Annotated in this window: 12 protein-coding genes; 8 read left to right on the top strand and 4 right to left on the bottom strand. The window is 58.8% G+C overall.

Annotated features, from left to right (window positions below; genetic code table 11):
* The first annotated feature begins 55 nt into the window (after positions 1-55).
* On the top strand, positions 56-685 hold the full coding sequence (locus RE428_RS05980; protein ID WP_004581070.1) for a LysE family translocator: 630 nt from the start codon (positions 56-58) through the stop codon (positions 683-685).
* A gap of 102 nt (positions 686-787) precedes the next feature.
* Here RE428_RS05980 and betA read toward each other — a convergent pair whose 3' ends face one another.
* The 3 genes from betA to RE428_RS05965 form a co-directional block, all read right to left on the bottom strand.
* Positions 788-2,476, bottom strand: a complete 1,689-nt coding sequence (gene betA / locus RE428_RS05975; protein WP_004581069.1) for a choline dehydrogenase — start codon at positions 2,474-2,476, stop codon at positions 788-790.
* Complete coding sequence (betT, locus tag RE428_RS05970; RefSeq protein WP_004581068.1) at positions 2,473-4,581, bottom strand: choline BCCT transporter BetT; 2,109 nt, start codon at positions 4,579-4,581, stop codon at positions 2,473-2,475. Before betT ends, betA begins: the two co-directional genes overlap by 4 nt.
* A gap of 211 nt (positions 4,582-4,792) precedes the next feature.
* Complete coding sequence (locus RE428_RS05965) at positions 4,793-5,683, bottom strand: chemotaxis protein (RefSeq protein ID WP_004581067.1); 891 nt, start codon at positions 5,681-5,683, stop codon at positions 4,793-4,795.
* Positions 5,684-5,959: 276 nt separating this feature from the next.
* Here RE428_RS05965 and RE428_RS05960 point away from each other — a divergent pair, with 276 nt between their 5' ends.
* The 7 genes from RE428_RS05960 to RE428_RS05930 all read left to right on the top strand — a co-directional run bounded on the left by RE428_RS05960 (position 5,960) and on the right by RE428_RS05930 (position 10,860).
* Positions 5,960-6,685 (top strand): maleate cis-trans isomerase family protein, encoded by a 726-nt coding sequence (locus tag RE428_RS05960; RefSeq protein ID WP_004581066.1) that lies wholly within the window; start codon positions 5,960-5,962, stop codon positions 6,683-6,685.
* Between the two features lie 264 nt (positions 6,686-6,949).
* On the top strand, positions 6,950-7,240 hold the full coding sequence (locus tag RE428_RS05955; RefSeq protein WP_004581065.1) for a DUF6482 family protein: 291 nt from the start codon (positions 6,950-6,952) through the stop codon (positions 7,238-7,240).
* Between the two features lie 68 nt (positions 7,241-7,308).
* Positions 7,309-7,800, top strand: coding sequence for an aminoacyl-tRNA deacylase (locus tag RE428_RS05950; RefSeq protein WP_205624603.1), 492 nt, complete (start codon positions 7,309-7,311; stop codon positions 7,798-7,800).
* Positions 7,801-8,091: 291 nt separating this feature from the next.
* On the top strand, positions 8,092-8,598 hold the full coding sequence (locus RE428_RS05945; protein ID WP_004581063.1) for a DUF2244 domain-containing protein: 507 nt from the start codon (positions 8,092-8,094) through the stop codon (positions 8,596-8,598).
* A gap of 150 nt (positions 8,599-8,748) precedes the next feature.
* A complete protein-coding gene (locus tag RE428_RS05940) occupies positions 8,749-10,143 on the top strand; it encodes a GMC oxidoreductase (RefSeq protein ID WP_004581062.1) in 1,395 nt (464 codons plus the stop codon).
* Positions 10,140-10,499, top strand: coding sequence for a hypothetical protein (locus RE428_RS05935; RefSeq protein ID WP_004581061.1), 360 nt, complete (start codon positions 10,140-10,142; stop codon positions 10,497-10,499). The genes RE428_RS05940 and RE428_RS05935 overlap by 4 nt, the downstream gene beginning before the upstream one ends.
* A 202-nt stretch (positions 10,500-10,701) precedes the next feature.
* Positions 10,702-10,860, top strand: coding sequence for a YqaE/Pmp3 family membrane protein (locus RE428_RS05930; protein ID WP_004581060.1), 159 nt, complete (start codon positions 10,702-10,704; stop codon positions 10,858-10,860).
* A 45-nt stretch (positions 10,861-10,905) separates the two neighbouring features.
* Here the strand turns inward: RE428_RS05930 and gdhA are convergent, their stop codons facing one another.
* A complete protein-coding gene (gene gdhA, locus RE428_RS05925) occupies positions 10,906-12,258 on the bottom strand; it encodes an NADP-specific glutamate dehydrogenase (RefSeq protein ID WP_004581059.1) in 1,353 nt (450 codons plus the stop codon).
* Between the last annotated feature and the right edge of the window lie 49 nt (positions 12,259-12,307).

Here is a 12,307-nt window from a genome sequence, read left to right as displayed (position 1 = left end):
TTTTCTGCCCATCCCTAGCGATGGCCATTTTATCGTCCAGTGAGGGATCGCCGCCTTGTTGTCGCTTAACGTCCATCTCCTCTCAGCCTTCATCCCCACCTTCTTCGTGGTATCGATCACCCCGGGGATGTGCATGACCCTGGCGCTATCACTGGGCATTACCATCGGTGTGCGCCGTGCGCTGTGGATGATGGCGGGGGAACTGGTGGGTGTGGCGGTGGTTGCGACGGCTGCGGCAGTCGGGGTGGCGACCTTTATGTTGCAGTATCCGACGGCGTTCGCGGTGTTCAAGTACGCCGGTGGCATCTACCTGGCGTGGTTGGGCGTCCAGATGTGGCGTTCGCGGGGCAAGATGGCGATGCCGGAGAGCGACGCGGCGCCACCGGACACATCGCCGGTGCAACTGGCCACTCAGGGTTTCGTGACGGCAATCGCCAATCCCAAAGGCTGGGCGTTCTTCATAGCCCTGTTGCCGCCATTTATCGACAGCTCACTACCCATGGTGCCGCAGCTCACGGTGCTGATCCTGATTATCCTCGGGCTGGAATTCCTCTGCCTGCAACTCTATGCCCATGGGGGCCGTAAGCTGAGCCAAGCCTTGCGCCGCGGTGTCGGCGTACGGGCGATCAATCGGGTGGCGGGAACGCTGATGGTATTGGTGGGAGCCTGGCTGGCATTCGGCTAGGCTCCGCCAAACAATGCAGCATCTAGTTCCTCCGTTCGTTAATTCGTCAACTTAACAGGACACCCGTGTCCCGCCTGGTCAATTCGTTGATCAGACGGAACACTAGCGCTTCGGCTCAGTTTCGCGCTGGCTGTTTTCCCAGTTTTCCATATGGAAGGCGGGAACCTGCGCAGGTTCTAGCAAGCTGCGACCAAGGATCATGTCCGCCGCGCGCTCACCGATCATGATCGTGGGCGCGTTGATATTGCCGTTGGTGACAGTGGGCATGATAGAGGAGTCCACCACCCTCAGGTTTTCGATCCCATGCACCCGGCATTGTGGATCGACGACGGCGTTTGCATCCGTACCCATCCGGCAACTGCCGCAAGGGTGATAGGCCGTCTCGGCGTTGTCAGCAACCCAGTTGTCGATCTCATCGTCGCTCTGCACCTTGTCTCCCGGCATCAGCTCTTCGCCCCGGTAGGGATCGAACGCCGGCTGGGCGAAGAGTTCGCGGGTGAGGCGGACACCGTCCCGATAGGCCTGTTTATCTTCCTCCGTGTCCAGATAATTGAAGAAGATTCGCGGCGGGGCCTCCGGGTCACTTGAGCGTAGCTTCAGCCAGCCGCGGCTCGTGGGCTTGTTGGCTCCGAGATGGGCCTGGAAGCCGTGTCCCTCCGCCGCACTGGAACCATCGTAGGCAATAGCCCCGGCAAGGAAGTGGTATTGCAGATCCGGATACTTGAGCCCCGCCCGACTGCGGATATAGCCATTGGACTCGAAGTGATTGGTGGCCCCCAGTCCGGACTTGAAGAAGAACCATTGCGCACCGATCAACAGCTGGGCCAAGGGATTGAGCTTGCTGTTGAGGGTAATCTTCTGGGTACAGGTCTGCTGGATCCACACTTCCAGGTGGTCGTGTAGGTTCTGCCCCACTCCCGGCAGGTCGTGGACTACATCGATGCCCATCTCTTTCAGGTGCTCGGCCGGGCCTATGCCCGAGAGCATCAATAGTTTCGGCGAGTTGAAGGCACTGGCACACAGGAGTACTTCCTTACGCGCCGCTACTCGATAGTTTTTTCCCTGCTTGCGGTACTCCACTCCAACAGCTTTCTTACCCTCCATGAGAATGCGGGTGGTCAGCGCATGCATCTGCAGGTTGAGGTTGGAACGCCCCAGGGCTGGCTTGAGATAGGCGTTGGCGGTGGAGCTTCGGACACCGTTACGCACGGACATGTCCATGCGGCAGAAGCCTTCCTGACGATAACCGTTGTAGTCTTTGGTTTCACCGTAGCCGGCCTGGCGCCCAGCCTCGATGAAGGCCCGGTACAGCGGGTTCTTCATGTTATTGCCATTGCAGACGCCGACAGGTCCGCCGGTTGAGCGATAGTCATCGTCACCGTAGATACAGTCCTCGGCCCGCTTGAAGTACGGCAGCACGTCGGCGTAGCCCCAACCTTCGGCGCCGTGTTCCACCCATTCCTCAAAATCACCGGCGCAACCACGCACATAGGCCATGCCGTTGATCGATGACGAACCGCCGATCACCTTGCCCCGTGCCTGATGGATGGAGCGACCGTTGAGACCGGGCTCGCGTTCGGTGTGAAAGCCCCAGTCGAACCGGGGCTTATTGAGGGGGATCGAGAAGGCCGTCGGCATCTGGATATAGACCGAGTTATCCTTGCCGCCGAACTCCAGCACCAGCACCTGATTCTGGCCATCGGCGCTCAACCGGTCCGCCAGCACGGAACCGGCGGAACCCGAGCCGACAATGATGTAGTCGTACGTTTCGTCGAAGTTGGTCTCACTCATGTTTTCGAAGCTCCCTCATCCTCCGATGACGTCGTATTCTCCGGCATGATCGCGTCGCCGCCAGGCAACTCCCGTTGACTATGCAGGAAATACAGGTGGCGTTCGTACTGATCCAGGATGTCGGCGATCACCTGCTCCCTGGTATACCCGAACAGGTCATATCCCTGGCCGCCTTCACCGATATGCACCTCAAGCCGGTAGTAGTGGGTATCGCTGCGGGTCGCCCGTATCGAAAAGGCCGGCATCAGGCACTTGCGCGGCCACACCTGGTAGGTGAAGTTCTGCTCGCCACCCAGGTCCACCGTCAGTCCTACATGCTCGTTGACGCCGTTGTCCTCTTCCACGCGTACCTTGAATCCCTTGTCGACCAGGACTTCGGAGATTTCGCCCATCGCCGGTTTGGCAATATCGACGAGAAAGGTCCTCGCCTGCTTGTGATCCGGGAAGCTCACGCTGCGCGTCAACCGCTGGCGCCAGTTGAGCATACCTTTTTCCGTCGTTACCACGCGTCCGGAGAGATGCCCCGCCAGACTGGACATCTGGCTATCCTCCTTCAGCCCTTCCAACCGCAACGCCCGGAAGACACCAACCATCATCAGGAAAAGCACGAACGCGAACGGCAACCCCATGATCACGACCGTACTCTGCAAGGCGGTCAAGCCGCCGGCAATCAACAGGGCCAGGGTCAACAAACCGATGACGGCCGCCCAGAGGATTCGCATCCAGGCCGGCGCATCGTGGTTCGGGTCCCGCAGTACCGATGTCAGGTTGGACAATACCAGCGAGCCGGAGTCGCCGGAAGTCACGAAGAAGACCACGGCAAGGATCGTCACTACGATGGTGGTCAACCCGACCCAGGGATAACTTTCCATAAACAGATAGATGGACGAGCCCGGATTCTCCATGGCCTGCTGACCAAAGTTCGCCACGCCGGTGTCGTTGATGACAAGGTCGATGGCACTGTTACCCATGATCGACATCCACGCCATCATGAAAGTCAGCGGCAGGATCAAGGTGCCGGCCACGAACTGGCCGATGGTGCGCCCGCGGGATATGCGTGCCAGGAACAGACCGACAAAGGGGCCCCACGCAATCCACCAGGCCCAGAAGAACACGGTCCAGGCATTGAGCCAGTCGGTGGGCGGGTCGAAGGCATAGGTATTCATCGACAGACTGACGAACTCGGAAAGGTAGTCGCCGATGTTCATCACCAGGGCGTTGAGCAGGAACAGGGTCTTGCCCGAGAACAACACGAACAACATCAACATCAGGGCCAGCAGCATGTTGAACTCGGACAGCCGGCGGATGCCTTTGTCCACGCCGGTGACGGCGGAAATAGTCGCGAAGATCACGATCAGCACAGCCAGTATCGCCTGGGTCAGGGTGCCGTCGGGTACGCCGAACATGTAATTCAGCCCGAAGTTGAGCTGGATGATGCCGATGCCCAGGCTGGTCGCAATACCGAACACCGTCCCCAGCACGGCAGCGGTATCCACCGTGTGGCCGATCACGCCTTTGATACGTTTTCCGAAGATGGGATAGAGGGTCGATCGTATCGTCAGGGGCAGGCCATGACGGTAACTGAAGAATGCCAGTGCCATGCCCACCAAGGTATACACGCCCCAGCCCGACAAACCCCAGTGCAGGAACGTCAGTTGCAGAGCCTGGCGGGCCGCTTCGATCTCGTCGGGGTTCCCTGTCGGTGGCGCCAGGAACATGGTCACTGGCTCGGCGATACAGAAAAACAGCAGGTCGATACCGATACCCGCGGAGAAGAGCATTGCCGCCCAGGTCAGGACATTGAAATCGGGTGTGGAATGGGCCGGCCCGAGGCGCAGTTTGCCGTAGCGGGATAGTCCGATACAGATTACGAAGACCAGGTAGACCACAACGGCAATGAAATAGAACCAGCCGAAGGTATTGGATATCCAGCCCAGTACCGCGGTAATAACGGCACTGGCGGATTCGGTGAACACCATGGTCCAAACGGCAAAGGCAACGATGCCGATGACCGAACCATAGAAGACGATTGGATTGAGGTGCGCCTCTTCGGACGTTGCTTCGTGAGACGGCTTTCCTGCGGAACTTCCGGCTTCTTCGGCCATAACTTCCCTCGTCGATCGCATTGGCGGCGCATTCGACAGCGCCCATCGTGCACGAACAAGGGCAAGTACTGCTGGGCAACACGTACGACTAGGCAAACACTACCGATCGGCCATCCTGCCCCGGACAGACCTTAAAGAAAAACGTCGGGCTCCTAAAAGATAGGACTGCAAGCAGAGCTTCTAGAGGATATAGAGAGAAAGCGGGGCCCCGTCAAGGACGCCCCTGCTCGGCGCCGCGCAGCATGGCCTGCAGCAGTTCTTCCGCATCGAACTTGGTCAGTGCCTCGTTGGCACCAACCTGGTTGGCATAACTGACACTCATCTCACTGTTCAGCGACGTGTGCAGAATGATGTATGGCTGCTTCAGGGAGGCGTTGTCCCGCACGCTGAACGCCAACTCGTAACCATCCAGCCCGGGCATTTCGATATCGCTGACGAGGATATCGATGCTACGGCGATCCTGGGCCGCATCCAACATGATGTCCAGGGCTTCCTGACCGTTAGAGGTGACGTAGTAGGTAATGTCCTTGCTGTCGAGCACATCGGACAGCTGCTTGCGCGCAACTTGCGAATCATCCACCAACAGGATATTGAGGGATTTCAGGGTTTCGCGCTGGACGTCGGTCAGTAGGACATCGCCCGTATCCACGGCGCTTGGATAGACTTTCGACAGTAGCAGCTCTACATCCAGTAACTGGATAATTTCTCCCTCGATGTCGAGCAGCCCCGTGACGAAAGCATTCTTGCCCAGGGCCTTCGGTGGCGACTTGACCTGCTTCCAGTCGGCTTCGACGATCTTGCGCACGTTGGGCACCACGAAGCCAATTTCCTTGCGCTGGATATCGGTAATGATGACCGAGCTGTTCTTGCGGTCCTCATAACTCAGCGGGGGATAGCCTACGGCTGCGGCCATATCGATCACCGGTACGGCCGCACCCCGGAATGTGGTGGTGCCAATCACCGACGGGTGGCTATGCGGAAGTTTGGTCAGGCGTGGAAACGGCATGATCTCGCGGATCTTGAGCGTGCCGATGGCAAACGATTTCTGGGCTGACAGACCGAACAGCAGCAGTTTCTGTGAATGACTATTTCTGGAAGACATCAAGATCGGTGATCCTCGAAAAACGAAACGCCGCGATCCTGCACGCATAACACGCGGGCAGCCACGACACGCTTCCTGAGCTCAGACATATCTGCAGAAATTAATATGCCGGCCCCCAGAGATCAATTTCCGTTTGTGTACGGGCTGTGTACGCAATGTGACCGGGCCGGTGCGGACATCGATACCCTGCCCCTCTATCTCCACATTTACGTTGCTGGCGATAAACTTGATAGTGTCGGACAGGCTTATGCAAACTACCAGCAAACGAGGAAGCCAATGGTCGACCAAGCCCTCCGCCGCGTCGGTTTTCTCTACCCCGGCCATGCTGCGGAAGACGATTATCCCTGGCTGGGCCTGGCTCTCGATCCGCCGGTAGACCCCCGGGTCGTCCATACCGGCTTTCTCGAGGATGCCCATACCGTCGAGGCGCTCAGCGAAATGGGCAGTACCCGACGCCTGGCCGATGGCGCCCGGGCATTGGCGGGCAGCGGCATCGAATCGGTGCTCTGGACGTCAACCAGCGCCAGCTTCGTGCTCGGCGTTGATGGCGTTCGCCGACAGATTGCGACACTCGAACAGGCCTTGCAGGTCCCGGCATCCACCACCGCGATGGCCTTCATCCACGCGATCGAAGCATTGGGCGCCCAGCGAGTCGCGATCGCAGCCACCTTTCCCGAGGTCGTCGCGCAACGATTCAGGGCTTTCCTGGAAGTCTTTGGAATAGAGGTGGTCGCCCACACCAGCCTGGGCATCGTCACCGCCGCCGAGGTGGGCACACTGGAAAAGGACGCCGTAGTCCAGTTGGCTGCCAGACATGGTCAGCCGGATGCCGATGTCCTGCTTGTCCCCGATACCGCCTTGCACTCGGTCGCCTGGCTCGAGGACATGGAGGCCGCGGCGGACCAGCCGGTATTGACGGCAAACCAGGTCAGTTTCTGGGAAGCCCTACGGCTTTGCGGAGACCTCAAGCCACAGTCGGGTTTGGGGCGGCTGTTCGAGTAATACAGGCAATCGTGACGCGCTGACCCCATTGGGACTGTCGCCTGAATCGTGACTGAACGTCCGCTCGCGGGTTCGTTAACATGGGGCTATGGTCAAGGCGATTACTGTCTCGCACGGGCTTTTCCCGGTATAGGTTATGCCCCGACGCTGTTCGATCTCCACGAATCAGGTACCGATAAGAGTAGTCGTCAGACTGGTTCTGACCCAAACTAAACTTGTTCTCGTAGCTTCTCCCAACGGCATAGCGCCACCCTGGAGGACGATATGAACATCACCATGACTGAAGCCCGACTCAGACCGGAGACGACCATCGACTTGCTCGAACTCGTTTCCATGGAGGGCTGCCATTACATGGCGCGTTACTACATCAACGACGAGCCTTACATCCTGGTCGGCAAGGACCAGCACCCCTTCTGGTTCAATGGCGCCCGCGAGGCCAGGGATGCCTTTCGCGGCTTCCAGGTGAAGGAAACCGTTATCATCCCGCCCACGGGCACCGACGAAATGATCGGGATGTCGTCATATGATATGACCGAGATGCGGGTGCGCCTCTAGCCCGTCCCGGAACCGGATGCGAGACGGCTACGAAAGCCGCTAGGCGTGCTATGATCATTGGACATGTCATGGAACTTCCACCCTGGGTGAAGGAGGATAACGCCATGATCAGTCAAAAACTCCGAGAGTACCTCGATAGCCATGCGGTGAAGTACCACACCGAACGCCACGCTCCGACCGTCGACGCCGCTCGAACCGCTCAGGCAGCCCACGTGCCCGGTCGCGAATTCGCCAAGACCGTCATCATCCGAAACAACGGCCGCCTGTCCATGGCGGTGTTGCCATCGACCGATGTCGTACATGTGGAGCAGCTGAAGAAGGCGCTGGGTTCGGAAGACCTGGACCTGGCCGATGAGTCCGAGTTGAGCTCCGCCTTCCCGGATTGCGAGCTGGGCGCCATGCCGCCTTTCGGCAATCTCTACGATATGGAAGTCTTCGTCAGCGACCACCTGCGCAACGATGAGCACATCGTGTTCAACGCGGGCGCCCACGACGAAGTCATGCGCATGAGCTACCGGGATTACGACCGGCTCGTCAATCCAACGGTGCTTCACTTCTGATCGAAGCCGGCGGGCGAAGCGATCGCATTTGCCCGCCGCTTTCCTGCTCATCGGCTACGCCAGATTCGCGACCTTCCTTGAAACACGACCCTCCGGGAACGCGTACCTGATCCATCCTGTCTGAATGACCTATAATCGTTGAGAGGCTCTTTGGGTGACCTGGAGAGTTAGTGACCTAGAGAGCTTCTTGATTCCCCTTGATTCCCAGGAGGCTCTGTCAACCATCGGGAGCTCCTCTCTCCACATCGACCTTGTCCCGACAACAACAACCGACGAGGCAGGGAGTCGGACATGGTGCAGCACTACAGGGGGGTCAATGGCAGCCGCTTGCTGTTGACGCCCAACCGGTCACTGAGCTGGCAGGGCAACGTCTGCATCTGGCTGGCGTTGTGCGCCGTTTCGGCGGTGATCGTCACCGGAATGTTCCTGCTTGGCGCATGGGTCGTGCTGCCATTTGCCGGCCTGGAGCTGCTGGCCGTTGCTGCCGGTCTCTACAAGACCGCGCGCAAATGCCGCCGCCTGGAGGTCCTTCGAATATCCCCGGAAAACCTACTCCTGGAGAAGGGAGTTAACCGTAAGGAAGCGGAGTGGAATCTCCCGCGACGGGCCACCCGAATCTATCTCGTATCCTCCCGGCATCCGTGGTCGCCCCCCAAACTCTTCCTTATGTACCGTGAGACCGAAATCTCCCTGGCATCCTTCCTCAACATCGAGGACACCAGGATTCTGATCAGCATCCTGGAAAGCCAGGGTATCCTCATAGAACGCCGCCAGCCGATCGTGGGTTTCTGGTTTTGACGACCCACCCAAAGGGCGACCTACCGTTTCCTCTGCCGGGATCGGCGATGGTTAATAGACTGTAAGACAACCTGATTTTACTTGCACAGGCGAGTGGTTTGCTTCTTTAATCTTTGCGACAGGGACGATTTTCGCGAGGGCCAGTCGCCCATGATTCTCGACAGAGTCACCCAGGATCACTACGACGTGATCATTATCGGCAGCGGGCCTGCCGGTATCTCCACTGCTTTGCAACTGGCCAACAACAACCCTTCGGTGCGCGTAGCGATCATCGAGAGTGGTTTGTTGGAACATGATCAGGACATCCTGGAGCTCTCCCGGGTGGAATTGGTCGGCGAACTGCCAGACGACTATTTCCCCATGCACACCCAGCGGCGCTTTGGCGGCAGCTCCACCATCTGGGGCGGATTCTGCGCGGTGCTGGAGAAGCGCGCGTTCATGGACCAGTCCTGGCCGATCCCCTACGAGGAACTGGAACGCTGGTATCCCGAAGCGGCGCAGGTGATCGAAGTTCCCGAGAACATCTACCGCCGATCATCGACACACTTCGCCAAGACCTCGGATATCGTCTATAAACCGTTCTACCTGAGCCCGCCGGTGCGCTTTAACGTCAAGTACGGGCCCTTTATAGCGCAACACCCCAACATCCACCTGATACTGGGTGCCACCTGTACCCAACTGGACATCCGGGATGAGACGGTCGATGCAATAAGGCTCAAACAATCGGTCGCCCCGCACCGGAACCTGCCGTCGCTGACCGCTGACCGCTTCGTGCTGGCTTGCGGCGGCATTGGCAATCCGCGCCTGATGCAGCTCTCGGGGTTCAAGCAGCAGCTACCGGTGGGCCTGGGCCTCATGGAGCATCCGCATCTCTATGCAGTGGCGGAGATGTACCTTGATCAGGACCGCATCAAACCGTCGCTGGAGAAGCAGGCGCCCGTCGTCCATGCGCTGCAGCTTTCGGACAGCTACTGCGTGGATCATGGCCTGCTCTCCTTCAGCGCCGATTTCAACCTGGAACAACTGACCAGCGAGCCCCTGATGGGTCGGCGCGAGGAAACCATCCTGACCCCGGTCACCCTGCGCACGGAGACCCCGCCCCACCCCGATTGCTACGTCGAGCTCGGCGACAAAATGAATGCCCTGGACCAGCCCTGGTCGCGAGTGGGGTTCCGCTTCCACTGCGAGGAACTGGCCCAGGAGAGCTGGCTGCATTTCTCCCGCGCGCTACTGAAATCAGGCCTTGGCCGTCCATCCACACTCAAGCCCAAATTCAAGCCAGCGGGCGGCGGGCACCTCATGGGCACGACCCGGATGGGATTCTCCGAGGAGGATTCCGTGGTGGACGGCAACTGCAAGGTGCACACCACAGACAACCTGTACATTGCGGGATCTTCGATATTCCCCGCCGGCGGGGCATCACACCCCACGTACACCATCGTTGCCATGGCGCTAAGGCTCGGAGACTATCTTGCGAGCCTGACTCAACCCGCACGAACAGCCGGTGTGGGAGGCCCTGGAGACAGCAGGAGATCCCCACGATGAATAGACGCGCGTTCCTGACAGGTCTCGGCGGACTACTGGCCCTGGTCGGATTCAGTGGCTACCTGCTACCCGTCCAGGGCTCCGAAAAGACCGGGATCACCGTCACCAAGAAGCTTCGGCGCGAACTGGCGGAATTGTCAGACCCGCGCTTCCAGGACTACGCCAGTACGCTCGACCTGGAAACCCTGACCGATGCCCTGGCCTCAAAAGGCGTCGTTTCACCGGAATACGGGGTGGATTACGAACGCCTCAGGGCCCTGGCCACCCAGGAACCGCTGATCGTCTATCACGGCTTCTACTACACGCCAAGCGAGCTGGAACTGTATTCACTGGCCTACCTGGTGTCCGGTGTTTGAGCATTGCGCTTGCGTGACGCTACTTGAAAGAGAACGGACGCAACGTTCGCCCTGTATTTTCATGGATGTCGCGAGCAAGGGCGGCGGCCACTGATAAACCCCCGTTCGCATTGAGATAGCGCATTGATGAAGGTTAATTCTGGCCGGGGCGAGCGGGCTGTAGACTGGGCGTCAACATTCAAGGAAACAAGGAGCTAAGCGAATGGATCTCCTGCGCATTCTGATCGCAATCCTGCTGCCGCCGTTGGGCGTGTTCCTGCAGGTGGGTATCGGCAAGCACTTCTGGATCAATATCCTCTTGACGATCCTGGGTTACATTCCCGGCATCGTGCATGCCGTCTGGGTTATCGCCAAGAAGTAGTTGCCGGCCAGCCGGTTCCGATCGCCGGCTGGCCCTCGCAGAGATCTACACGACGCCCTGCGCCAGCATTGCATCAGCCACCTTGATAAAGGCGGCGACATTGGCACCCGTCACATAGTCCGTTGACCGGTTATTGCTACCCTTCCCTACCTGCCCGTGCCGCTGGCAGGCATGGTGTATCGACACCATGATCTCATGCAGCTTGGAATCGACTTCACCCTCCGACCAATGCTGCCGCATGGAATTCTGGGCCATCTCAAGGCCACTGACCGCAACGCCGCCGGCATTAGCTGCCTTGCCCGGTGCAAACAGGATGTCTGCCTGACGAAACTTCTCGACCGCCCCCGCGGTCGATGGCATGTTCGCGCCCTCGGCGACGCATATACAGCCGTTATCGATCAGTTTTTTAGCCGCATCCTCATCCAGCTCATTCTGGGTGGCGCAGGGCAAGGCGATGTCACACGGGAAATCCCAGGGTTTGGCGCCCTTGCCATATTCAAGGTCGAACTTCTCGGCCAGTTCAGAGACACGGCCGCGGCGCTCGTTCTTCAGCTCCACCAGGAAGTCCCACTGCTCGCTGGTGAAGCCGTCGGGGTTATACACCGTGCCGTCGGAGTCAGACAACGTGACAACCGTGGCCTCCATCTCCATCGCCTTGTAAATGGTATGCTGGGCCACATTGCCGGCACCGGAGACGGCAACTTTCATCCCGTTCAATGTCTTCTCCTGCGTCTTGAGCATTTCCTCGACGAAATAGACCAGCCCATATCCGGTAGCCTCGGGCCGGATACAGCTACCGCCATAGGAAAGCCCCTTGCCGGTGAAGACCCCTGCAACCTCGTTCGCCAGCTTCCGGTACATGCCGTACATGTAACCGATTTCACGTGGTCCAACACCGATATCCCCGGCAGGCACATCGAGATCAGCGCCTATATGACGGTACATTTCCGTCATGAAGGACTGACAGAAACGCATGACCTCCCCGTCGCTCTTTCCCTTGGGGTCGAAATCGGCACCACCTTTGGCTCCGCCCAGCGGCAGGGTGGTCAGCGCGTTCTTGAACACCTGCTCGAACGCCAGGAATTTGAGGACACCCAGATTGACTGACGGGTGAAAGCGCAACCCGCCTTTATAGGGACCGATGGCGCTGCTCATCTGTACCCGGAATCCGCGGTTGACTTGTACGTTCCCTTCGTCGTCTACCCAGGGCACACGAAACTGGATAACCCGCTCGGGCTCTACCAGTCGTTCCAATAGGCCTTGGGAATGGCACTCAGGATAGGCTTCGAGGTAGGAGGAAAGGCTGGACATCACCTCTTCCACCGCTTGGTGAAATTCCGGCTGGTCGGGATCGCGTTCGTGCACGATTTCCAATACTGACTTGAGCGACTTATCCATAACCTCCTCCTGAGTATGCATTGCTTGGGGTGCGGACTGTATGACTTAC

The organism is Marinobacter nanhaiticus D15-8W (genome assembly GCF_036511935.1).
Classification (GTDB): Bacteria; Pseudomonadota; Gammaproteobacteria; order Pseudomonadales; family Oleiphilaceae; genus Marinobacter_A; species Marinobacter_A nanhaiticus.
This window is presented reverse-complemented; position numbering and strand designations above follow the sequence as displayed.